The sequence below is a fragment of the Streptomyces sp. NPDC002730 genome, from assembly GCF_042888805.1.
In the GTDB taxonomy this organism is placed as follows: domain Bacteria; phylum Actinomycetota; class Actinomycetes; order Streptomycetales; family Streptomycetaceae; genus Streptomyces.
On the sequence record NZ_JBIAQG010000005.1, the window covers coordinates 336,731 to 358,081 of the forward strand.

At 68.3% G+C, this 21,351-nt stretch carries 21 protein-coding genes, 1 pseudogene and 1 riboswitch; of the genes and pseudogenes, 8 read left to right on the forward strand and 14 right to left on the reverse strand.

What is annotated here, in order from left to right; translation table 11 throughout:
- Positions 1-3 precede the first annotated feature (3 nt).
- Positions 4-1,386, forward strand: coding sequence for a serine hydrolase domain-containing protein (locus ACFYXH_RS15200; protein WP_389562720.1), 1,383 nt, complete (start codon positions 4-6; stop codon positions 1,384-1,386).
- A gap of 103 nt (positions 1,387-1,489) precedes the next feature.
- On the opposite strand, the pseudogene ACFYXH_RS15205 reads toward ACFYXH_RS15200, so the two are convergent.
- The 3 genes and pseudogenes from ACFYXH_RS15205 to ACFYXH_RS15215 all read right to left on the reverse strand — a co-directional run bounded on the left by ACFYXH_RS15205 (position 1,490) and on the right by ACFYXH_RS15215 (position 3,588).
- Positions 1,490-2,651, reverse strand: a pseudogene (locus ACFYXH_RS15205) (winged helix DNA-binding domain-containing protein).
- A 15-nt stretch (positions 2,652-2,666) separates the two neighbouring features.
- Complete coding sequence (locus ACFYXH_RS15210) at positions 2,667-3,119, reverse strand: GNAT family N-acetyltransferase (protein ID WP_389562722.1); 453 nt, start codon at positions 3,117-3,119, stop codon at positions 2,667-2,669.
- Between the two features lie 10 nt (positions 3,120-3,129).
- On the reverse strand, positions 3,130-3,588 hold the full coding sequence (locus ACFYXH_RS15215; RefSeq protein ID WP_389562724.1) for a MarR family winged helix-turn-helix transcriptional regulator: 459 nt from the start codon (positions 3,586-3,588) through the stop codon (positions 3,130-3,132).
- 143 nt (positions 3,589-3,731) lie between these two features.
- Between ACFYXH_RS15215 and ACFYXH_RS15220 the strand changes: the two genes are divergently transcribed.
- A complete protein-coding gene (locus ACFYXH_RS15220) occupies positions 3,732-4,940 on the forward strand; it encodes an MFS transporter (RefSeq protein WP_389562726.1) in 1,209 nt (402 codons plus the stop codon).
- 20 nt (positions 4,941-4,960) lie between these two features.
- On the opposite strand, the gene ACFYXH_RS15225 is transcribed toward ACFYXH_RS15220, so the two are convergent.
- Both ACFYXH_RS15225 and ACFYXH_RS15230 read right to left on the reverse strand, forming a co-directional pair.
- Positions 4,961-5,815 carry a GNAT family N-acetyltransferase gene (locus tag ACFYXH_RS15225; protein ID WP_389562728.1) on the reverse strand — a complete coding sequence of 285 codons (855 nt, stop codon included), beginning with the start codon at positions 5,813-5,815 and terminating at the stop codon, positions 4,961-4,963.
- Between the two features lie 5 nt (positions 5,816-5,820).
- Positions 5,821-6,366 (reverse strand): DUF2269 domain-containing protein, encoded by a 546-nt coding sequence (locus ACFYXH_RS15230; protein WP_389562730.1) that lies wholly within the window; start codon positions 6,364-6,366, stop codon positions 5,821-5,823.
- 76 nt (positions 6,367-6,442) lie between these two features.
- On the opposite strand from ACFYXH_RS15230, the gene ACFYXH_RS15235 reads away from it, so the two are divergent.
- Together ACFYXH_RS15235 and ACFYXH_RS15240 are read left to right on the forward strand one after the other, a co-directional pair.
- Positions 6,443-7,084: an HAD family hydrolase gene (locus tag ACFYXH_RS15235; protein WP_389562732.1), complete on the forward strand. Its 642-nt coding sequence runs from the start codon at positions 6,443-6,445 to the stop codon at positions 7,082-7,084.
- Between the two features lie 305 nt (positions 7,085-7,389).
- Complete coding sequence (locus tag ACFYXH_RS15240) at positions 7,390-8,991, forward strand: globin domain-containing protein (RefSeq protein ID WP_389562734.1); 1,602 nt, start codon at positions 7,390-7,392, stop codon at positions 8,989-8,991.
- Between the two features lie 19 nt (positions 8,992-9,010).
- Here ACFYXH_RS15240 and ACFYXH_RS15245 read toward each other — a convergent pair whose 3' ends face one another.
- The 5 genes from ACFYXH_RS15245 to ACFYXH_RS15265 form a co-directional block, all read right to left on the reverse strand.
- Positions 9,011-9,490: an NUDIX hydrolase gene (locus ACFYXH_RS15245; protein ID WP_327324732.1), complete on the reverse strand. Its 480-nt coding sequence runs from the start codon at positions 9,488-9,490 to the stop codon at positions 9,011-9,013.
- 52 nt (positions 9,491-9,542) lie between these two features.
- Positions 9,543-10,433, reverse strand: coding sequence for a LysR family transcriptional regulator (locus ACFYXH_RS15250; RefSeq protein WP_327324731.1), 891 nt, complete (start codon positions 10,431-10,433; stop codon positions 9,543-9,545).
- A gap of 292 nt (positions 10,434-10,725) precedes the next feature.
- Positions 10,726-11,895, reverse strand: coding sequence for a cystathionine gamma-lyase (locus tag ACFYXH_RS15255; RefSeq protein WP_389562736.1), 1,170 nt, complete (start codon positions 11,893-11,895; stop codon positions 10,726-10,728).
- A complete protein-coding gene (locus tag ACFYXH_RS15260; protein ID WP_389563015.1) occupies positions 11,892-12,332 on the reverse strand; it encodes a low molecular weight protein-tyrosine-phosphatase in 441 nt (146 codons plus the stop codon). Before ACFYXH_RS15260 ends, ACFYXH_RS15255 begins: the two co-directional genes overlap by 4 nt.
- A gap of 64 nt (positions 12,333-12,396) precedes the next feature.
- Positions 12,397-12,774 (reverse strand): phage holin family protein, encoded by a 378-nt coding sequence (locus ACFYXH_RS15265; RefSeq protein WP_385304160.1) that lies wholly within the window; start codon positions 12,772-12,774, stop codon positions 12,397-12,399.
- Positions 12,775-12,824: 50 nt separating this feature from the next.
- Here ACFYXH_RS15265 and ACFYXH_RS15270 point away from each other — a divergent pair, with 50 nt between their 5' ends.
- The 3 genes from ACFYXH_RS15270 to ACFYXH_RS15280 all read left to right on the forward strand — a co-directional run bounded on the left by ACFYXH_RS15270 (position 12,825) and on the right by ACFYXH_RS15280 (position 14,256).
- On the forward strand, positions 12,825-13,142 hold the full coding sequence (locus ACFYXH_RS15270) for a cupin domain-containing protein (RefSeq protein ID WP_108150174.1): 318 nt from the start codon (positions 12,825-12,827) through the stop codon (positions 13,140-13,142).
- A gap of 127 nt (positions 13,143-13,269) precedes the next feature.
- Complete coding sequence (locus tag ACFYXH_RS15275; RefSeq protein WP_385304418.1) at positions 13,270-13,482, forward strand: DUF5326 family protein; 213 nt, start codon at positions 13,270-13,272, stop codon at positions 13,480-13,482.
- A 339-nt stretch (positions 13,483-13,821) separates the two neighbouring features.
- Positions 13,822-14,256, forward strand: coding sequence for an SsgA family sporulation/cell division regulator (locus ACFYXH_RS15280; RefSeq protein WP_389562739.1), 435 nt, complete (start codon positions 13,822-13,824; stop codon positions 14,254-14,256).
- 23 nt (positions 14,257-14,279) lie between these two features.
- On the opposite strand, the gene ACFYXH_RS15285 is transcribed toward ACFYXH_RS15280, so the two are convergent.
- Positions 14,280-15,614 (reverse strand): YibE/F family protein, encoded by a 1,335-nt coding sequence (locus tag ACFYXH_RS15285; RefSeq protein ID WP_389562740.1) that lies wholly within the window; start codon positions 15,612-15,614, stop codon positions 14,280-14,282.
- Positions 15,615-15,685: 71 nt separating this feature from the next.
- Positions 15,686-15,830: riboswitch (TPP riboswitch) on the forward strand.
- On the opposite strand from ACFYXH_RS15285, the gene thiC reads away from it, so the two are divergent.
- A complete protein-coding gene (thiC, locus tag ACFYXH_RS15290) occupies positions 15,823-17,589 on the forward strand; it encodes a phosphomethylpyrimidine synthase ThiC (protein WP_389562742.1) in 1,767 nt (588 codons plus the stop codon). Its footprint overlaps the riboswitch before it by 8 nt.
- Positions 17,590-17,616: 27 nt before the next feature.
- Here thiC and ACFYXH_RS15295 read toward each other — a convergent pair whose 3' ends face one another.
- From ACFYXH_RS15295 to ACFYXH_RS15305, 3 genes are all read right to left on the reverse strand, one after another.
- Positions 17,617-18,441: a hypothetical protein gene (locus ACFYXH_RS15295; RefSeq protein ID WP_389562744.1), complete on the reverse strand. Its 825-nt coding sequence runs from the start codon at positions 18,439-18,441 to the stop codon at positions 17,617-17,619.
- Positions 18,442-18,589: 148 nt separating this feature from the next.
- Positions 18,590-19,792 carry a metallophosphoesterase gene (locus ACFYXH_RS15300; RefSeq protein WP_389562746.1) on the reverse strand — a complete coding sequence of 401 codons (1,203 nt, stop codon included), beginning with the start codon at positions 19,790-19,792 and terminating at the stop codon, positions 18,590-18,592.
- Positions 19,793-19,967: 175 nt separating this feature from the next.
- Complete coding sequence (locus ACFYXH_RS15305) at positions 19,968-21,080, reverse strand: LacI family DNA-binding transcriptional regulator (protein ID WP_362684169.1); 1,113 nt, start codon at positions 21,078-21,080, stop codon at positions 19,968-19,970.
- Between the last annotated feature and the right edge of the window lie 271 nt (positions 21,081-21,351).

The window sequence follows — 21,351 nt, forward strand, 5'->3', positions numbered from 1 at the left end:
CCCATGACTTCACCTTTTGAAGAGCTGCTCCCCGGTACGCAACGAGCCCTTCTGCATCGCATCGCCGTCGCTCAGTCCGAAGGGCGCGCCCCCTCGTTCGTCGCCGCTGTGGCGCGCGAGGGACACCTGGTCTGGACGGGTTCCCGTAGCTCGGTCGACGGACATGCCCCGGACGCCGACACCCAGTACCGCATTGGCTCGATCACCAAGACCTTCACGGCCGTCCTGGTGCTGAGGCTGCGTGACGAGGGGCTGTTGGATCTGAACGACCCTCTGGAGAAGCATCTCCCCGGCACGGGTGTGGGGGATGTGACCGTCGCTCAGCTCCTCGGCCACAGCGCCGGCCTGGGCGCGGAATCCCCGGCGCCGTGGTGGGAGCGGACGCCGGGCTCGCTCCGCCCCGAACTCTCCGATGTCCTCGGTGAACAGCCGCGGATGCATCCCGTCGGCCGTCGCCACCACTACTCCAACCCCGGCTATACACTGCTCGGTTCGCTGATCGAGGCGGTACGCGGGGCGTCCTGGGAGGAGGTCCTGCAGCGCGAGATCCTGGAACCGCTCGCCATGGACCGTACAAGCGCACAGCCTCGGGCCCCGCATGCCGGCGGCTGGGCGGTGCACCCTTGGGCCGATGTGATACTCCCCGAGCCCACCGAGGATCTCGGTCTGATGGCTCCGGCGGGACAGCTCTGGTCGACCGCCGCCGATCTCTGCAGGTTCGCCGCATTCCTTGCCGAGGGCGACGACCGCGTGCTGAGCGCCGCGTCCGTGCGGGAGATGCGGACGCCGTCCGTGCCGCCGGAGGTGGGCGAGTGGGACAGCGCCTACGGCCTGGGGATGCAGGTCCAGCGGAGGGACGGGCGCACTCTGGTCGGGCACACGGGCTCGCTGCCGGGCTTTGTCGCGGGACTCTGGGTGAGCGTGGACGACGGGGTGGCCGCCGTCGCGCTCGCCAATGCCACCTCGGGGCCGCTTACCGCGGTGGTCGCCGCCGATCTCGTGCGGATCGTGGCCGAGGCCGAGCCGCGTATCCCTGAGCCCTGGCGGCCGCTGCCCGAGGTTGATCAGTCGCTCCTTGAGCTGACCGGGCCCTGGTACTGGGGGACATACGCCTTCGGTCTGCGCCTTGGCGCCGACCGTGGTGTGGAACTGCAGCCGCTCCGCGGCACCGGCCGCGGTTCGGACTTCGTTGCAGAGGCGGACGGGACCTGGACGGGCCTTGACGGCTATTACGCGGGGGAGACATTGCGCGTGGTGCGGCGGGACGACGGGTCGGTGAGCCATCTCGACCTGGGGTCGTTCGTCTTCACACGTGCGCCGTACGAGCCGGGCGAGGCGGTGCCCGGTGGTGTGGACAAGGAGGGCTGGCGCGGACTCCGGAGCTGAAACGGATGTCCGCCTAGAACGGATGTGGACTGAAGCGGATGAGGACGTGAAACGGAGGTGATGTTTCACGTGAAACGGGCGCGAGGCTGACCCCGGGCAGCCGTCAGGCAGTCAACTCCCGCTCCAGCGGCGTACGGAAGCGGGGCGTGATCCGTGCCTCTCCCACCCACGCCGACAGTCGGGAGGCCTCCGCTTCGATCGCGGCGGCGGCCTCACGACCCGGGTCGGTCAGCAGTCGCCAGACGATCTCGCCGGTCCGCGCGCTGGGTCCAGCCGCCGATGATCTCTCCGTTCCACCACACGGTGGGGCCGATATTGCCCGAGCGGTCGAAGAGCGCGGCGCGATGGTCGACGCTGAGATGAAAGCCGCGGTCGGCCCAGGCCATGGCACTCGGATCGAGCGCGGGGAGCAGTGCGGCCCAGGACTCCACGGGCGGTTCGGGCACGGTGTCGCCGGGCGCCACATAGCCCATGCCCGCATCGAGGCCGACCTCCTCGGCGCCGGCGGCGGCCAGCGCTTTGCGTACGTCGCCGAGGGTCCACCCCGTCCACCATTTGAGGTCGGCCTCGGTGGCCGGACCGTACGAGAGCAGCCAGCGCCTGGCCAGTTCGGCCCGTGCCTCGGCGGCTGGCAACGGAGGCCATGGCTCGCTCGCCGTCCACCGGAACTGGCTGGAGGTCCAGGAGCCGCGCGGCCGGTCCCGCCGGATGCGGCCGTCGGCGGCGAGTACGCGGATCACCCGGCTGGCCACGCCCTGCACCGTCTCGTACTTCTTGCCGGGGAAGATGGTGATCTTCGTCCGAAGGGCCGGAACATCGGTGGAGAGCTGGCTGCCGGTCGCGGCGCCGCGTGCGGCGAGCGCGGCCAGGACCGCCTCCTCGGCTTTGGCGAGCCACTGGTCGTCCAGCCCGTTCCCGTCCTCCGCCAGATGACTGATGAGTGTCCTGCGCTCCTTGGCGGCGATGAAACGCGCGGTGGACGCATCGACATACGGGGCGAGTTCGGCGGAGACGGCGAAGAGCGTGCGCCGCATGGAGAGCAGCCGGACCAGCGTCACGTCCTCGTACAGGGACTGCTCCACGGCTTGGACGCCCGGGTCGGTGAGGCGTGCGCAGGCGGAGAGGAAGACGGTCGAGGCGTCGGTGGCGTGCAGTGCGACGATCGCGTCGGCGACCGCCACCGGTGTGTCACCCCGTACGGACGGGGCCAGCAGATGGCGGCGGCCGAGCCGGATGCGGCGCTGCTCGTCACTGATCCGGTGCACGATGAATTCCCTTGGTCAGAGCGGGAGTTTGAACCCCACATGGGAGGCGGTGAAGCCGAGCCGCTCATAGAAGCGGCGGGCATCGGTGCGGCTGACGTCCGAGGTCAGCTGCACCAACTGACAGTCCTGGCGGCGCGATTCGTCGATGGCCCATTCGATGAGCCGGGTGCCGAGTCCGCTGCCGCGCTCGTCGGCGTGGATCCGGACGCCCTCGATGATCGAGCGGGTGGAGCCGCGGCGGGACAGACCGGGGATGATCGTGAGCTGGAGCGTGCCGACGACCCGGTCCTCGCGTACAGCGACGGCCTGGTACTGATTCGGGTCCTGGGCAAGCCGCTCGAAGGCGGCGGTGTACGGGGCGAGGTCCTCCGGCGATTCACGCTGAGCGCCCAGCGGGTCGTCGGCGAGCATCGCCACGATCGCCGGGATGTCTTCGACTGCCGCCGACCGTATTTCCAGATCGCTCATGATCGGCAGACTACGCGGGGACCCGCAGTTCCTCGACAGTCCTGACCAGGGGAGCCAGCTCGGGGTTCTTGGCTGCCTCGTCGAGCGCCTCGCGCAGAGCCGTGTCGTTGGTGGGCCGCGCCTCGGCGAGCAGCTGCAGGCCGGCCTCGGTGACGTCGGTGTAGATGCCGCGCCGGTCGGTGTCGCAGAGATAGCGGGTCAGCAGGCCGCGGTCCTCGAGGCGGGTGACCAGGCGGGTGGTGGCGCTCTGGCTGAGGACGACGGCGTCGGCGACCTGCTTCATCTGCAGATGGCCGCCGGGGCCGCTGTGCTGGCGGCTCAGGACGTCGAGAAGCGAGTACTCGCGCATGCTCAGGCCGTGCCGGGACTCGAGGGCGCGCTCGATATGGGCCTCGATCTTCCCGTGGAGCAGGGAGAGAGCGCACCAGCTCTGAGAGAGAGCGGTGAGTGCGGGATCGGTCGCGGTCATGTGTCTTCCTCCTCCGGGCCGGAGCGGCTTCTCACCAGAATAGACGACGAGCGCAATAGCCCGCGCTTGCAATTAGTCAGCGTCTGCAATTATTGTCGACGCTCGTAAGGCGCAGATGCAATCGTCTCGGAAGGTGTTGTTCCATGCCACTCGCGCTCCTCGCCCTCGCCATTGGGGCCTTCGGTATCGGCACCACCGAGTTCGTGATCATGGGGTTGCTGCCCGAGGTCGCCACGGACTTCGGGGTGTCGATCCCCGCAGCCGGGTTCCTGGTCACCGGCTATGCGCTCGGCGTCGTACTCGGCGCCCCGCTGATGACCGTCCTCGGCACCCGGATCTCCCGTAAGCGCATGCTGATGCTGCTGATGGGACTCTTCATCGCGGGAAACCTGCTCTCCGCGGTCGCCCCGGTGTTCGGCGTGATGCTCGCCGGCCGGGTAGTCGCCTCGCTGGCGCACGGCGCGTTCTTCGGCATCGGCTCGGTCGTCGCGGCGGATCTCGTCGCCCCCGAGAAGAAGGCCGGCGCCATCGCGATGATGTTCACCGGTCTGACAGTGGCCAATGTCGTGGGCGTTCCGCTGGGCACCTTCGTAGGCCAGAGCATCGGCTGGAGGGTGACCTTCGCCATCGTCGCCGGGCTCGGTGTCATCGGCCTCGTCGGCATCGCGAAGCTCGTACCCGACATGCCGAAGGTCGAGGGTGTACGGCTGCGCCACGAGCTGGCCGCCTTCCGCAATGCGCAGGTGCTGCTCGCCATGGCGATGACGGTCCTCGGCTTCGGCGGAGTCTTCGCCGCCATCACCTACATCACGCCGATGATGACCGAGGTCACCGGCTTCGCCGATGGCTCCGTCACCTGGCTGCTCGTCCTCTTCGGCCTCGGCATGGTCGGTGGCAACCTCGTCGGCGGCAAGTTCGCGGACCGTGCCCTGATGCCGATGCTGTATGTGTCGCTGGGTTCCCTTGCGGCCGTGCTCGCCCTGTTCACGCTCACCGCCCACAACAAGATCGCGGCGGCCGTGACCATCGTGCTGATCGGTGCCCTGGGATTCGCGACCGTCCCGCCCTTGCAGAAGCGGGTCCTGGACCAGGCTGCCGGAGCCCCCACGCTGGCCTCTGCCGTCAACATCGGCGCCTTCAACCTCGGCAACGCGCTCTCGGCCTGGCTGGGCGGCATCGTCATCGCGGCCGGCCTCGGTTACACCGCCCCCAACTGGGTCGGCGCCGCCCTCGCCGCCTCGGCTCTCGCCCTCGCCGTCCTCTCACGCCGTCTCGAGCGCCACACCGACATCAGCCAGGTCATCGCTGCCTCCAGCCCCGACGCGGCGCTGGCCACCGCAGCCCACCGCTGAAGGTGGATCTGCCCGACCGGCTAGCCCGCCGCGACCGTCAAAGGTGCAAAGCGGCGGGTCCAGTCGCCCGGGAGGCCCGGGATGCCGTACGTCATCACCGCGTTGAAGGCGATCGGCTCCAGGCCGTGCTCCTTCACCCAGGTGAGCAGCTCCTCATGGCGTACGTCGATATCCGTACGGAGCGGCCGGTCCGTGCCCGTCGCCAGCGAGGCGATCAGCGCCTGCGCCGTCTCCGTGTCCCGGGCGATCAGTGGTCCGACGACCTGAGTCTCCATGTTCGGCCAGGCCGCCGCGTAGCCCGTCAGGACGCCGTCCTCCTCCGCCACCCGGAGCTGGTCCGCGAAGGCGGGCAGGCGCGTGATCATATGGGTGCGGTCCAGGCCGAAGACCTCGGTGTCGAGGCGGAGGACGGCCGGGAGGTCCTCGGCGGTCGCCGGGCGGGTGAACACTTCGGCGGCCGGGCCCGAGGCATGGAAGCGGCCGCGGACCATTTCGACGCGGCCAGTGTTCATGAAGCCCAGCTCCTCGTAGAGCGGCTGTCCGTTCGAGGTGGCGTGCAGGGTGACCGGGGTCTCCCCGGTCACCTCGAGCACATGCTTCATCAGGCGCCGTCCGACGCCCTGGCGGGCGAACCGTTCGGCGACGAGCACCATCCCGATCGCGGCGAGCCCAGGGCCGTACGAAGTCAGTACGCAGGCGGTCATCAGTCCCTTGCCCGCCGGGTCGTCGATGCCGAACCCCGTCCCTGCCGTCAGCAGCAGGCCCCATTTGTGCTCCTCGCGAGGCCAGCCGCGGTCCTCGGACAGATCGGCGCAGGAAATGAGGTCATCCGTGGTCAGACGGCGAATGGGCAGCTCGGAGAGCGGTGTCGACATAGAGGTCAGGCTGTCTGACGCGGTGATCGTTCGTCCAGTGCTTTCGGTGAAGTGGCCGAGACGCGCGACCGCCGGCCGCGCCGCGTGAGACCCCACGGCTTGAGGACGGAGATGACGGTCATGAAGACGTATGTGGTCAGGGAGACGGCCGGGCCCATCACCAGGTCGAGCGGCTCGGCCAAGGGAGTGCCGGACGAGATGGTGTCGACCGCGTTGTTGACCCCAGGGCGCAGAGCGAAGAGTGATGCGGTGATGGTGACGAGGGTCAGCCAGAACTTCGTATAGACCCAGCGGTGTCTGGCAAGGCCCCATTTGGTGCGGAGCGACAGCAGCAGACCACTGATCAGGGTCAGCATCGCGACCGGAATCACCAGCCAGTCCGTGAAGACCTTCATCGAGCGGCACGTGGCCTCGATCATCGGCCCCGACTCGGTGGTGGCGGCGGTGACGGCAAGCGCGAGCAGACCGAGCGTGAGCCCGAGCCAGCCGGCGGATGCGGCGACATGGACGACGAGGAGGGCCCGGCGAGTGGGGCGCCTGAGTGGTTTCACGTGAAACACGGTGCCGGGTGGGCCGGACCATCGCGTCTGACAGCGGGAGTAATCGCGAGTACTAGCCTCGGCGTACATGGAGAGAACACGCAGGCTGCACATATTCGATCTCGACGGCACACTGATCCGCGGATCGGCGGCGCCCGTGGAGATATCCCGGCAGCTGGGGCTGCTGGAAGAGATCGGCGAGTTGGAGCGGGACATCATCGCCCGCAGGATCGGCCCGCCGGAGTATGCGGTGCGTGTGCACGCTCTGTGGGCCGATCTCACCGAGGCGCATGTGGCGGCCGCTTTTGAGACGGCGCCCTGGCTCGACGGTATCCAGGAGGTGTGGCGGGAGATCCGTAAAGGCGGCGACTACTGCGCCGTCATTTCGCTCTCTCCCTCCTTCTTCGTGGAGCGGCTGCTGGGCTGGGGAGCTCATGCGGCGCACGGCTCACTCTTTCCCGAGCTGCCCTTCACCCGGCCCGTGGACCCCGCTGGCATTCTCAACGCGGCCGCGAAAGTGAAGATCGCTGATCGGCTTTGTGCAGACTTCGGGGTTGGTCTGGACGCATGTGTTGCATACGGTGATTCCATGTCCGACGCGGAGATCTTCGCGTCGGTGCCCACAACGGTGGCGGTGAATGCCGACCACCATCTGTCGGGTCTGGCTACACACACCTATATGGGGGGCGATCTGCGCGAGGCCTATGAACTGGTGCGATTTCGCAGATAGTTCAGCAGCTCCGGGGGTCCGGGAGACCCGGCACAGGGACATGGGGGCATTGGAGCCTAACGGGAAAGCGGGTTCGGATGCCCGGACTTTCCGCTCTTTGTCCAATGCGGTCCCGCCGCCTGGCATGCTGCGACGACGGGCGCTGCGGTCAATGTCACAATCCGGGCTTACTTCTCCCTAATCGGCGCGTGGCCGAGGTTAGTGTGGGCCGGCAGCAGTCTTGAGGCAGAACGGGGAATTGAGGCACGTTCCGGACCAGCGGAAGTGCGTGGACCGACCGAAAGATGTTCGAGGCGAGGCAGACAATGGACGCTCCGACCACCACGTCGGCCGACAACGGCACTGCAGGCGACAGCGGCGGAGGCGGATGGTTCACCCCTCGTAAGCAGCCGGCCCAGGGCCGGGCCGCCCCCACTCCCGCCCCCGGTGAGGGGGCGTCTGCGGGTGATGGCGGGCAGGAGCGAATAGTCGCCCCGCGGCGCCCCGTCGCCTCCATACGCCCGGTGGGCTCCGGTCCGTCCCGTACCGCCCCGTCGCCCGCGGCTGATACTCAGGCAGCCCATGTGGCCGCTGCCGCCGCCCCCATGGCCGACGCCCCGCTCGATGAGACTGCTCTCGACGAGGTCCCCGTCGACGACCTCCCGATCGAGCACGACCCGATCGAGCGCGCCCCGGACGAGCGCCCCCCGATCGACAACGCTCATGAGGCCCGTGAGGCCCACGCAGTCCACGAGGCCCCCGGCCGCCACGAGGCCCCCACCCCTCATGAACCACCACCCGCCGCCCCCGCGGACCCCGCTTCCCCCGACGCCATTCTCATCCGCCGCACCATGGCGGAGATCGCGCCCGTCGCCGACAAGGTCACCTCGTACTTCTACGCCCTGCTCTTCGTCCGCCATCCCGAGCTGCGTGGCCTCTTCCCCGCCGCCATGGACGCCCAGCGTGACCGGCTCCTCAAAGCCCTGCTCACCGCCGCCGATCACATGGACAACGCGGCCGTGCTCACCGACTACCTCCAGCACCTGGGCCGCGGCCACCGCAAGTACGGCACCCAGGCCGCGCACTACCCGGCCGTCGGAGAAGCGCTGATCGGCGCGCTGACCCGGTACGCCACGACGACCTGGGACGAGGAGACCGAGGCCGCCTGGGTCCGTACGTACATCACGATCTCCCAGATCATGATCGACGCGGCCTCCGAGAACGAGCGGCACGCTCCCGCCTGGTGGCACGGCGAGGTGGTGTCGCACGACCTCAGAACTCCTGACATCGCGATCATCACCGTTCGCCCCGACCAGCCGTACGCCTTCCTGGCCGGCCAGTACACAAGCGTGGAAACGCCCTGGTGGCCGCGGATCTGGCGGCACTATTCCTTCGCCGGAGCGCCTCGCTCCGACGGTCTGCTCTCGTTCCATGTCAAGGCGGTCCCAGCCGGCTGGGTCTCCAACGCCCTGGTCCACCACGCCCGCCCCGGGGACATTCTGCGCCTCGGGCCGCCCGCCGGCTCGATGACCGTCGACCACACCACCGACAACGGTCTGCTCTGTCTGGGCGGCGGTACCGGTATCGCCCCCATCAAGGCGCTCGTCGAGGATGTCGCCGAGCACGGCGAGCGGCGTCCGGTACAGGTCTTCTACGGAGCGCGCACCGATTTCGACCTCTACGACATCGACACGATGCTGCGGCTCCAGCAGACGCACCCCTGGCTCTCGGTCCGCCCGGTGGTCGACGGCCGGTCGCAGTTCCCGGACGCCGTACGGGAGTACGGCCCGTGGTACGAGTACGACGCCTATCTCTCCGGACCGCCCGGAATGATCCGCAGCAGTGTCAACGCGCTGCGCGGCATCGGCATCCCGTCCGACCGGATCCGCCACGACTCCCTCGAAGAACTCGTGGCGGCCGGCGACTAGCGGCGTGCTGGGTGGCCTACTAACCCAGGTCGGGTGCGTGCATCGCGCGTACGCCCTCGATATTGCCGTCCAGGTAGTGCCGCAGTGACAGCGGTACGAGATGGACGGCCGCGATTCCGACCCGGCTGAACGGCACCCGTACGATCTCGTACTCCCCGCAGGGCTCGTCGATCTCCGGGCCGTGCCGCCGCGCCGGGTCCATGGACTCCAGTCGGCAGACGAAGAAGTGCTGCACCTTCACCCCCGTCACACCGCCGTCCGCGATGTGTTCGACAGTGTCGACGAAGCAGGGCACCACATCGGTGATCTTGGCGCCGAGCTCTTCGTCCACCTCCCGGTGGAGCGCGTCGACGACGGTGGCGTCCTCGGGCTCGACCCCGCCACCGGGCGTGAGCCAGTAAGGATCCACTCCGGGCTTGGTGCGCTTGATCAGCACGAGGTCGCTGCCGTCCAGCAGGATGGCGCGTGCGGTGCGCTTGACCACAGGTCGTTCGGTCATGGCAAGAGAGTGGCCCACTCCACCCGTTCTGAAACTCTTGTCCGCCCTGCGGTCACCAGTCGACGGCCGCGCGCAGCAGCCACTCGTGCGCCCGCGCGATGTGCGGAAGGGCGAGTGTGCCGGTGCGTACGACCAGAAAGTACGTACGCAGCGGGGGCACCGGAGGGTCGAGCAGCGCCACCACCCGGCCGCGCTGCAAGGCGTCCTCGCACAGATAGCGCGGCAGCACGGCGAGCCCGGCGCCCGAGGCCGCGGCCTCCAGGACCGCCCGAAGATCGGGCGCGATGACGGCGCCCGCGGCGGCCGGCCGGGAGTCGAAGACGGCGGACCAGTAGCGCGAGACCAGCGGCAGGGACTCGTGCACCTCCACGACCGGAAGCTGCTCGAGCACCACATGCCCCTTGCGCAGGACGCCGGGCCCCAGCCGCGCCGCCCAGCGCGGCGAGGCGACGAGTACGTGTTCCTCGTCGCAGAGCGGAGTCGCGGTGAGCAGCCCGCCGCGTGGACGGGCCGTGGTGATGGCCAGATCGTGGTGTCCGGCGGCCAGCCCCTCCAGTGTTTCTTCGGAGTTCCCGAACGAGGCGCGCAGCGCCAGTCCCCGGGAGATCAGCGGGGTGAGCGCGGGCAGGGCGCGCAGCGAGGTGAACTCCGGGAGACCGGCGAGATGCAGGGTCCGTACGCCCGCCTCCTCGTCGAGCCCGGTCTCGGCGATCTCCACCAAGGCGTCCAGATGCGGCGCGGCCCGGTGCGCGAGCTCGTCGCCGATGGTCGTGGGAGTCACTCCGCGCGCCTGGCGCAGGAACAGCGGGCGGCCAAGCTGCCGCTCCAACGTGCGGATCTGGCCGGTCACCGCGGGCTGGGAGAGGCCGAGCAGCGCCGCGGCGCGGGTGAATGAGCCGGCCCGGTGCACCGTGACGAATGTGCGTAACAGGGCCAGATCCATGCCATGCCCTCCCGACCCGACGATACGCGCCCGACGATGCGGCCTGACTGCGCCCAACGGGCAATGCCCGCGGACCCGGCCAACTATAAATAAGTCGATAGGTCGCTGTCGCTACTGTGATTGGACACTGACACAGAGTCAACTAGCCTTGGTCACGCGGTTCTTGACGCGTGGAACCGAGGGCGGCCCGAGCCATGAGGGGGGAGGCTCGGGCCGCCCGTTGTACGTACAGCCGCTCAGCGCGCCGACGTACACCGGCGTACGCCCCCGGCCCCTGTGCTACGGCCCCGGCCTACGGAGTTGAGTCCGCCGCCTCGTCCAGCGCCTCGTCCAGTGCCCGCAGCACATCTGCCACCAGGTCCTCGGCGTCCTCTGCGCCCGCCGAGAAGCGGATGAAGCCATCCGGTACGGCGTCGCCGCCCCAGCGTCCGCGCCGTTCCGCGGTGGAGCGCACGCCACCGAAGCTCGTCGCGTCGTCCACCAGCCGCAGACTGTCCATGAAGCGTTCCGCGTGGCCGCGGTCCGGCAGGACGAACGAGACCACACAGCCGAAGCGCCGCATCTGCAGCGAAGCTGTCTTGTGCGAAGGGTCCGTCGCCAGGCCCGGATAGCGCAGACCGGTCACCTCGCCACGCCCGCTCAGCGCCTCCGCGAGCGCCAGCGCGTTCGCGCACTGCCGCTCGATCCGCAGCTGCAGCGTGGCCAGCGAGCGGTGCGCGAGCCACGCTTCCATCGGGCCCGGGATCGCTCCTACGACCTTGCGCCACTGCCGTACACCCGCGGCCAACTCCGTATCACGGCAGGTCACATGGCCGAGCAGGATGTCGCCGTGGCCTGTCATGCCCTTGGTGTCGCTGGCCACCGAGAAGTCGGCGCCCAGCTCCAGCGGGCGCTGGCCGAGCGGCGTCGCCAGGGTGTTGTCGACCGCGACCAGAGCGCCGGCCGTGTGCGCCGCCTCCGCGAGCCGCCGCACATCGCACACATCGAGCCCCGGATTGGACGGTGTCTCGATCCACAGCAGCCGGGCGCCGTCCAGGACGGACAGCTGTGCGTCGTCGCCGGTCGGCGCGGTGCGCACCTCGACGCCGTACGCCTCGAGCCGCTCGCGCACCAGCGGCAGCGCCTGATAGCCGTCGACCGGCAGCACCACTGCGTCACCGGCCTTGAGCTGTGAGAAGAGCACGGCCGAGACCGCTGCCATGCCCGAGGCGAAGGTCACGGTCTCGACGGACTCCCCCGGTGCCTCCAGCTCGCCGATCGCCCGCTCGAGATGCGTCCAGGTCGGGTTGGTGTCACGGCCGTAGGTGTATGGCCCGGTGGCTTCGCCCGGCAGATGGAAGTGGGCCGCGAAGACCGGACCCGGCAGGGTGGGTTCGTACTTCACCGGCTCGGGCAGCCCCGCCCGTACCGCCCTGGTGCCATCCCCTGTCTTCAGTGGGGAGGTCTCATGTCCCGCGCTCATGCAGCTCGCTCCTCGACAGCTGTCCGTACCGCGTCGAGCAGGCCCTCGCTGGCCGCCTCCACCATGTTCAGGCACTCCTCGAAGCCGTCCATGCCGCCGTAGTACGGATCCGGAACATCCAGATCCGCGACGGCCGATGGATCGTACGCCCGCAGCAGACGTACCTTCGCGGCGTCCGCGGCTGTCGGCGCGAGCCGCCGCAGCTCCCGCAGATGCCCCTCGTCCAGCGCGATCACCAGATCGAGGAGCGGGAACCAGGCGGCGCGGAACTGGCGCGCGCTGTGCCTGGACTCGTAGCCGCCTGCCTCCAGCACGGCGACGGTGCGCCGGTCGGCACCGTCGCCCTCGTGCCAGCCGTCCGTGCCGGCACTGTCCACCTCCACCACCCGGTCGAGTCCGGCGTCCGCCACTCGCGCGCGGAAGACGGACTCGGCCATGGGCGAGCGGCAGATGTTGCCGGTGCAGACAAAACAGATGCGATACGCAGAATTCACGCGGTACTCAGTCCTTGTCGGGCAGGGCGACATTCATCGCCCATGAAACGACGGAGATGATCAGGCCGCCGAGCACGGCCGTCCAGAAGCCCTCGACATGGAAGTTCAGATCGAACTGGTCGGCCAGCCAAGAGGTCAGTAGCAGCATCAGGGCATTGATCACCAGCGTGATCAGCCCCAGCGTGAGGATGAACAGCGGCAACGTGAGCAGCTTCACCACCGGCTTGACAAGGAAATTGACCAGCCCGAAGAGCAGGGCCACCAGAACCAGCGTCCATGCCTTCCTGCCGGTGCTGTCACCGGTCAGGGTGATGTCCTGCAGCAGCCAGATCGCGACGAGCAGGGCTGCCGCGTTGGCGATCGTCTTGACTACGAAATTCTTCATGTGTCTGATCGTGGCAGACGTGATCGGACCAAGGCAGGGGCGGACGGACGATGAAGGCATTCCGACTGGACGAGTTGGAGGCGGAGCGCGCCGCCAATGACGGTGCGTATCTGCAGTTCCTGCGCGAACGGAACATGTCGGTCGGCCTGTACGCACTGGACGCAGGCGAGCTCGACCCGCAGCTGCCCCACCGCCAGGACGAGGTGTACTTCGTCGTCAGTGGCCGGGCCGCCATCACCGTCGGGATGGAAACGACGCAAGTCGGACGGGGCAGCGTGGTCTATGTCCCGGCCGGAGTGGCGCACAAGTTCCACCACATCACCGAGGATCTGCGGGTCATGGTGGTCTTCTCTCCGCCTGAGAGCTGAGCGGGACCCTGTCCTGTCCCTAGGGGTTCGGTCAGGGGAGTTCAAGGGCCTGCGAGCCCCCGTTGCCCCTCTCTCCCGCCTAGCATCGAAGCCAGGAACTCAGAGAAACGAGGTAAGGACGATGGCTGTGCGAGAGATGTTCGCGGGGATGCCGTGGTGGGTGAAGTGGGTTGCTGTGCCCGTTATCGCCCTTGTTGTGTTCGGTGGGCTGATTGCCAGTGTCGTCGGCTTTGTGATCGGGCTGCTCTTCAAGGCTCTGGTCTTCGTCGCTCTCGTCGGCGGACTCATCTTTGTCGTACGGAAGTTCATGGCGTCCTCGAGTTCGAGCAGCGACTGGTAGAGCGACCGGTGCCCTTGGTCGGCGTCGGCTGAGCCGGTGCGACGAGCAGATCCGCCGTGAACATCGGGCCCGCAATCGAGGTCATGGCCGGATCCTGTCGCCGTGATGGCCATTTCCCTCCCTTCGCCTGGACGAGCGATTACTGCCTGAGATCGAACAGATACGTAGCGGTATGGCTGGGCTGCTAAGTTCGCTAACCTTCTCTATCAGTATCTGAAAAATCACTCCTTGTGATCTTCCAGCGCTTCCAGCACCATTGCGTCAAGAGGGCCATGGGGTGCCAATCCTGGCCGTTTTCAGCAGGTTTCATTCACTGCTTCAGCCACTGCGGGGTACACGATGCGTGAGTCGGTCCATGCCGAGGTCCTCATGAGTTTCCTTGTCTCAGAGGAGCTCTCCTTCCGGATCCAGGTGGAGCTCCGATACGAGACGGAGGACCCCTACGCGGTGCGGATGACCTTCCATCTACCCGGAGACGCCCCCGTGACCTGGGCATTCGGCCGTGAGTTGCTGCTCGACGGCATCAACGGGCCGAGCGGGGACGGCGATGTGCACATTGCGCCGACCGGGCCCGGAGGGCTGTCCGACGTCGGCATCAGGCTCCAGGTCGGCCGCGACCGGGCGCTGTTCCGGTCGAGCGCGGCGCCATTGGTGGGCTTCCTCGACCGCACCGACAAGCTGGTGCCGCTGGGGCAGGAGCGCACACTGGGCGAATTCGAGGGCAGTCTGGAAGAGGCGCTCGGGCGCATCCTCGCCGAGGAGAACGCCGGTTGAGCGGTGGCCGGAGCGCCGATGATCTACTTCTTGCGGCGGCGGCCCTTCCCGCTCCGCACCGGCGGCACCGGCGGACCGCTCACCGCGACTGACGCTCCCGCCGAACTCGGCCGGTCCGCGGACACCACCATCGCGGCGAGCGCGGTGGTCACCGGAACCGAAGCAACCAGACCGATCGACCCCACCAGCGTCCGAACGATCTCCACCGCCACCAACTCACTGTTGGCCACCGTGCCCACACTGCTCTGCGCGATCGAGAAGAGCAGCAGCAGCGGCAACGCCGCGCCCGCGTAAGCGAGTACGAGCGTGTTCACGACCGACGCGATATGGTCCCGGCCGATCCGGATGGCGGCCCGGTAGAGCCCGCGCGGCCCCAGGCCCGGATCCGCCTGGTGCAGCTCCCAGACCGCCGAGGTCTGGGTCACTGTCACATCGTCGAGCACACCGAGCGAACCGATGATGACGCTGGCCAGCAGCAGACCGCTCAAGTCGATGTTCGGAAACAGGCCATGGATCAGGCCGGTGCTGTCGTCGGTGTTGCCGGTCAGGCTCGCCCAGCCGATGAAGAGCGAACCGAGCAGTCCGATCAGCAGCAGCGAGATCAGCGTGCCGAGGACCGCGACCGACGTACGTGCGGTGAGTCCGTGGCACAGATAGAGAGCGATCAGCATGATGGCGCTCGCCCCGATCACCGCGACGATCAGAGGATTTGAGCCCTGCAGGATCGCGGGCAGGATGAACAGGGTCAGTACGGCGAACGAGGCGGCGAGCGCGATCAGCGCCATCACACCGCGCATCCGTCCCACCAGCACCACCGCGAGCGCGAAGATCCCGGCCAGCAGCACCATCGGGAACTTCCGGTCCACATCGGTCACGGAGTACTGAAGATCGCGGGGCGCATCGGGCGCGTACGCCACCACCACCCCCTGGCCCTTGCTCAACTGCCGTGGAGCGTCCGGCTGGACGATCTCGGTGAAGGTACGGCCCTTGTCCTTACCGCTGGTGACCTCGATCGTCGCCTTCGCGCAGCTGCCCCGCTGGGAATTGGCCGCCTCGCGCCCCTCGGGCGTGGAGGTGTCGCCGGTCGGCGGCACCTGCGCCGCATTCACGTCCTTGCAGTTGACCTTCTCGACCGTCACCACCTTGCCCTGCTCGGTCTGCCGGTCGAAGCCGACACCGCTGCGCTGATGGTCGGGAGCGCCGCCCGGCCAGAGCACGAACAACCCGACCAAAACCGCGGTGGAGAAGGGAATCAGCACCGCGGCGATGACCTTGCGAAGGTGCTTGGAGACAGGCGCGGCCGGCCCATGGCTGTGCGAATGGCCGTGTGCTTCGGGCTTCTGCTGCGAGGAGGTCACCGGCCGATCATCGCAACAACGGGAGGGGCCCACTGTTCAGCACGCCAGAAATGACGCTAGCGTGGTGGCACCTTTGCACACGCGGGAGCTCGGAGCACCGGGCTGAGAGGGCGCTGACCTTCGTACGAGTCGTGACGAATCGTACGGAAGCCGCTGCGTCGACCGCCGAACCTGTTACCGGGTAATGCCGGCGTAGGGAGTAGGTCTCATGACCGTTCAGGATGCACGCACGCCTGCCGCCGACCAGGCGGAGCGCAAGCCCGGCTGGCACAAGGGGTACGTCGAGGGTTCGCGCCCCGACCTCCGGGTGCCGGTCCGGCAAGTGCACCTCACCAATGGCAAGGACGTGACGCTGTACGACACGTCCGGCCCGTACACCGATCCCACCGTCGAGACCGACGTCCGCCGCGGCCTGCCGCCGCTGCGGGAGAACTGGATCATCGGCCGCGGCGACACGGAGGAGTATGCGGGCCGCCCGGTCCGCCCCGAGGACGACGGGATCAAGCACACCTCGCCGCGCGGGGGACTGCGCAACCTCGACGCCGTCTTCCCCGGCCGCCCGCGCCAGCCCCGCCGGGGCCGCGACGGCCAGGCGGTGACACAGCTCGCGTACGCACGCCGCGGTGAGATCACCCCGGAGATGGAGTACGTCGCGATCCGTGAGAACGTCTCCGCCGAGGTCGTCCGTGAAGAGATCGCGGCGGGCCGGGCCGTCCTGCCCGCCAACGTCAACCACCCCGAGATCGAGCCGATGATCATCGGCAAGCGATTCCTGGTGAAGGTCAACGCCAACATCGGCAACTCCGCGGTCACCTCCTCCATCGAGGAGGAGGTGGACAAGATGACCTGGGCCACCAAGTGGGGCGCGGACACGGTCATGGACCTTTCCACCGGCCGCAACATCCACACCACCCGCGAGTGGGTGCTGCGCAACTCCCCGGTCCCGATCGGCACCGTGCCGCTCTACCAGGCGCTCGAGAAGGTCGACGGCAAGGCCGAGGAGCTGACCTGGGAGGTCTACAAGGACACGGTCATCGAGCAGGCCGAGCAGGGCGTCGACTACATGACCGTCCACGCGGGCGTGCTGCTGCGGTACGTGCCGCTCACCGCCCGCCGCAAGACAGGCATCGTCTCCCGCGGTGGCTCGATCATGGCGGCCTGGTGTCTGGCGCACCACAAGGAATCGTTCCTGTACGAGAACTTCGAGGAGCTCTGCGAGATCCTCGCCTCCTACGACGTGACGTACTCCCTCGGCGACGGACTGCGCCCCGGCTCGATCGCGGACGCCAATGACGAGGCGCAGTTCGCGGAGCTGCGTACGCTCGGCGAGCTCAACACCATCGCCAAGCGCCACAACGTGCAGACGATGATCGAGGGCCCGGGCCATGTCCCGATGCACAAGATCAAGGAGAACATCGACCTTCAGCAGGAGATCTGCGAGGAGGCCCCCTTCTACACGCTCGGCCCGCTGACGACGGACGTCGCGCCCGCGTACGACCACATCACCTCCGGTATCGGCGCCGCGATGATCGCCTGGTGGGGAACGGCGATGCTCTGCTACGTCACGCCCAAGGAGCACTTGGGCCTGCCGGACCGTGACGATGTGAAGACCGGTGTCATCACCTACAAGATCGCGGCGCATGCGGCGGACCTCGCGAAGGGCCATCCGGGAGCGCAGGAGTGGGACGACGCGCTCTCCGACGCGCGCTTCGAGTTCCGGTGGGAGGACCAGTTCAATCTGGCCCTCGACCCGGACACGGCACGGGAGTTCCACGACGAGACGCTGCCGGCCGAGCCGGCGAAGACCGCGCACTTCTGCTCGATGTGCGGTCCGAAGTTCTGCTCGATGAAGATCTCCCAGGACATCCGGCGGCAGCACGGCGCCTTGCAGGAGGAGATCGCGGCGGGCATGGACGAGAAGTCCAAGGAGTTCGCCGCGGCCGGCAACCGGGTCTATCTGCCGATCGCCGAGTGAACTCCCGGCCACGGGCGCCGGCCTGGGTCACTCCGGCTGGTGCTCGGGGCCGCCGAAGTCCGGACTGGTGAAGTCCGGACTGGTGAAGGTGGGTCTCTGGCCCGTCGTCGAGCCCTCGCTCGGGCTGGAGTAGTCCGGGCCGCTGTAGCCGACCTTCGGGATACGGCTCACATGGCGCGGCGGGTCCGCGGACGACGGGTCGGCGCTGGGATCGGCCAGCGCTGCCCGCAGAAACGGCAGCAGGCCGCGTTCCAGCACTGCATGACGCCAGGCCTCCCTGGCGCGGGCCACCTCGTCCGGCTCGCCCGCCGACTCTTCGGCCGGGACCTGGGTCGCGCCGTTGCGCAGAGCGGTGAGCAGCAGTGCGACCGCGGCGACCAGGATTCCGGCCGCCGTTACCGCGCCGAAGAACCACCCGGCGGTGAGCAGGCTCTCCGCGAAGGACGGCGTGGGGCTGAGCATCTTCAGGATGTAGCCGACCAGCAGAAAGATCGCCGCAGCCGTTCCCGCGAGCACCGGCGCCAGTACGGCGATGACGGCGGCGAATCCGGCGCCGCTCTCGTCTGCCTCGCCCGCGGCCGGGGCCAGCACGGAATTGTGCACGGACGCGGCGGCCGTGGGCGCGCGCAGATCCTCGCGGACCTTCACATAGTGCTCGTACTCGGCTGCGGCCGCTGTGGTGATGAGCGCTGTCGCGTTCAGGGCCATGGTGCGGAGTTGCTCGGTGTTCAGGCGCTGCCCCACGGCGGCGAGATCCGGACGGTCATGGGCGTTGCGCAGCGCGTCATCGAGGATTCGCTCGTACTCGGCACGATCCTCGGTCAGCAGGTGCGGAGCGCTGTTCATGTGCATCCCCCGATGCTCCGTAGGGCCGGATTGCCCGCATCGACCGGGCGGTTGGGCAGAAACGGAGGAGAGCCTGCTACGGATAAGCCGATGGTAGAGCGGTTACGGCACGGGGTGACAGGGGGTTTCCGTAAATCCCCTGTCGAGGGTTGGCTCAGTCATGCAGCGGGAGTTCGACCACAAGCAGCTTTCCGGCCATGGTCACGCCGCCGTCCATGGCGATCGCGAGGCCGTCGGCGTACACATGCGGGCCTTCGACAACCGGACGCGCGCCGTCCTCACCGTCCTCGGTGCCCACCTCGCCGAGCAGATACGGAATGGGGCTGTGGCCGTGCACAACGCGTCGGCCGCCGTAGGCGGAGAGCAGTTCGCGTACGGCCTGCGGGCCGCCGTCGTCGCGGAAGGCGAAGCGCTTGGTGAACTTGCGGAACAGGTCCCAGCACTCGTCGGCGTCATTGCGGGTCAGGGTCTCGCGGACGGTGTCGTTGACCGCTTCGATCGAGTCGCCGTACTCGAGATAGGCCGTGGTGTCGGAGTGCATCAGCAGATGCTCGTCCTCCAGCTCGATGGCGTCGAGGCGCGCCATCCACTGCAGATGGACGTCCTGCAGACGGTCCATATCGGACTTCTGGCCGCCGTTGAGCAGCCAGGCGGCCTGGAAAGTGGCGGTTCCGGCCCCGGAGTTGACGGGGGTGTCGCCGAACCGCTTGGCGCCGAGCAGCAGCAGTTCGTGGTTGCCCATCAGGGCCTTGCAGTAGCCGCCGGCGGCCGCGGCCTCGGCGGAGAGCCGCATGACGAGGTCGATGACGCCGATGCCGTCGGGGCCCCGGTCGGTGAAGTCGCCGAGGAACCAGAGCCGGGCGTTGCCCGCGGCCCACTGGCCGTCCGCGTCGATGAGGCCCTGTTCGGTGAGGGCCGCGTGGAGTTCGTCGAGATATCCGTGGACGTCGCCGACGACATAGAGCGGGCCGAGCCCGTCGGCCGCGGGCGTCTCGGACGGGTTGATCTGCACCTGGACGGTGTCGCCGGGGCCGCTGCGGCTGATGACCGGGAGGTCGCGCGCGGTGGGGGTGTAGCCGTCCGGGGTCTCGCCCTCCGGGACCGCGTTGCCGGGATGGCCGGGCTCCGTGGACTGCTGTACTTGAAACCGCTGTGGCTGAGGCTGTGGTTGCTGTGCCTGTGGTTCCTGCGGCTGCGGTGCGTGCTGCTGCGGCGCCGCGGATGGCGGTTCCTGCTGCTGCGGTGCAGCGGACTGAGGTTCCTGCGACTGCACGGGAACCTGCGCATAGGGCGGTACACGGAAATCGCGCAACGTCGCCGTCCGCACCACGGGTCCTTGACCGGCCCCCTGAGTCATCGACCCCTCCACCACCGTCGCGCCGCCGTTCACCTCTCGGCCCAGCCTGGTCGGGGTGGTCCGCGGTGTCGTGCGCCCATCATAGGAATGAGCTCCGCGCTGTGTGACGCACCAGGGGTGGTGAATCCGTTTCGCACCCCTGGTGCGCCGACTGTTTCGTACCGATTAGGAAGGTCTAGTCCGGAGAAGGGGATCGCGGGGCGCTCACAGTCGTTCGCTGAGGGCGGCGCTGTGATGACGTCCGTACGATCAGTTCGGTCGGTATTACCTGCCCGACCGGCCGGTCCTCGTCGACTCCTTCGATGGCGTCGATGAGGAGCTGGACGACCGCTGTGCCGATCCGGCGCGGTTTGAGCGAGAGCGTGGTGATGGGCGGTTCGGTGGTGGCGTACACGGTCGACTCGCTGCAGCAGACGAGCAGCAGATCGTCGGGGACGCGCAGGCCGTACCGCCGGGCGGCGGCGAGGAGATCGGTGCCGTTGGGGTCGAAGAGCCCGTAGACGGCGTCGGGCCGGTCGGGGCGGGCGAGCAGCCGGTCGGCCGCGACGGCTCCGGCGCACGGGTCGTGGGCCGGATAGGACTCGTAGACCGGGTCCTGGCGGACGCGCTCGCACCAGCTGAGATACGCGGTGGTGGACAGTCGTGTGTAGGTGTCGGTGGTGGTGCCGGTGAGCAGGCCGATACGGCGGGCGCCGGCGGCGGCGAGATGGTCGAGCAGATCGAGTACGGCGGCTTCGTGATCGTTGTCGACCCAGGCGGTGACCGGGAGCGTGCCGGCTGGACGGCCGTCGGAGACGACGGGCAGGCCCTGGCGGACAAGTTCGGTGACGACCGGGTCGTGGTCGGACGGATCGATGACGACGGTGCCGTCGAGGGCGACGTTCGACCAGACGTCATGGCGTGAGGTGGCGGGGAGAATGACGAGGGCGTAGCCGCGGGCGAGCGCGGCGGAGGTCGCGGCTCTCGCCATTTCGGCGAAGTACGCGAACTCGGTGAAGGTGAAAGGTTCATCCCCGTACGTCGTCACCGTCAGGCCGATGAGGCCCGACTTTCCGGTACGGAGCGTGCGGGCCGCGGCGGACGGGCGATAGCCCAGCCGGTCGGCGACCTCGCGGACATGTCGGCGGGTGGCGTCCGGGAGCCGGCCCTTGCCGTTGAGTGCGTCGGAGACTGTCGTGATGGAGACACCGGCGGCGGCGGCCACATCTCGGATGCCCGCCCGACTCTGCCGGCTGCCCCGGCGTGATGTCTCCGTCCGGCTCACCTGGTGCTTCCCTGCTGCTGTCATGGCGAGCCGATAGTAGGGCTCGCGCGGGCGGTTGAGCCGGTCGCATATTCACTCGTTGACAGGCACGTTTCTGCATGGCTTTTCATCATCAATCACCTTGGAAATCAAGGCAGTTGGGTGGTACGCCCACGGCGTCTCGCGCGTCCAGCTGCATGGGCCTGTCGAATGGTTGATGTTTCGAAGAGGTCTCAACTCACCACTACGAGGGATGCGCGCCACGGAGTGAGCTACCGGCGCGCGCGATATGGAGGAGCGCCCCCCTATTTTCCGG

Coding starts and splice junctions, on each gene's coding strand:
- ACFYXH_RS15280 (WP_389562739.1), top strand. CDS start 13,822: ATGCGTGAGTCGGTCCATGCCGAGGTCCTCATGAGTTTCCTTGTCTCA.
- ACFYXH_RS15300 (WP_389562746.1), bottom strand. CDS start 19,792: ATGACTCAGGGGGCCGGTCAAGGACCCGTGGTGCGGACGGCGACGTTG.
- ACFYXH_RS15270 (WP_108150174.1), top strand. CDS start 12,825: ATGAAGGCATTCCGACTGGACGAGTTGGAGGCGGAGCGCGCCGCCAAT.
- ACFYXH_RS15240 (WP_389562734.1), top strand. CDS start 7,390: ATGGACGCTCCGACCACCACGTCGGCCGACAACGGCACTGCAGGCGAC.
- ACFYXH_RS15220 (WP_389562726.1), top strand. CDS start 3,732: ATGCCACTCGCGCTCCTCGCCCTCGCCATTGGGGCCTTCGGTATCGGC.
- ACFYXH_RS15235 (WP_389562732.1), top strand. CDS start 6,443: ATGGAGAGAACACGCAGGCTGCACATATTCGATCTCGACGGCACACTG.
- ACFYXH_RS15245 (WP_327324732.1), bottom strand. CDS start 9,490: ATGACCGAACGACCTGTGGTCAAGCGCACCGCACGCGCCATCCTGCTG.
- ACFYXH_RS15250 (WP_327324731.1), bottom strand. CDS start 10,433: ATGGATCTGGCCCTGTTACGCACATTCGTCACGGTGCACCGGGCCGGC.
- ACFYXH_RS15200 (WP_389562720.1), top strand. CDS start 4: ATGACTTCACCTTTTGAAGAGCTGCTCCCCGGTACGCAACGAGCCCTT.
- ACFYXH_RS15255 (WP_389562736.1), bottom strand. CDS start 11,895: ATGAGCGCGGGACATGAGACCTCCCCACTGAAGACAGGGGATGGCACC.
- ACFYXH_RS15210 (WP_389562722.1), bottom strand. CDS start 3,119: ATGAGCGATCTGGAAATACGGTCGGCGGCAGTCGAAGACATCCCGGCG.
- ACFYXH_RS15215 (WP_389562724.1), bottom strand. CDS start 3,588: ATGACCGCGACCGATCCCGCACTCACCGCTCTCTCTCAGAGCTGGTGC.
- ACFYXH_RS15260 (WP_389563015.1), bottom strand. CDS start 12,332: ATGGCCGAGTCCGTCTTCCGCGCGCGAGTGGCGGACGCCGGACTCGAC.
- thiC (WP_389562742.1), top strand. CDS start 15,823: ATGACCGTTCAGGATGCACGCACGCCTGCCGCCGACCAGGCGGAGCGC.
- ACFYXH_RS15305 (WP_362684169.1), bottom strand. CDS start 21,080: ATGACAGCAGCAGGGAAGCACCAGGTGAGCCGGACGGAGACATCACGC.
- ACFYXH_RS15265 (WP_385304160.1), bottom strand. CDS start 12,774: ATGAAGAATTTCGTAGTCAAGACGATCGCCAACGCGGCAGCCCTGCTC.
- ACFYXH_RS15295 (WP_389562744.1), bottom strand. CDS start 18,441: ATGCACATGAACAGCGCTCCGCACCTGCTGACCGAGGATCGTGCCGAG.
- ACFYXH_RS15225 (WP_389562728.1), bottom strand. CDS start 5,815: ATGTCGACACCGCTCTCCGAGCTGCCCATTCGCCGTCTGACCACGGAT.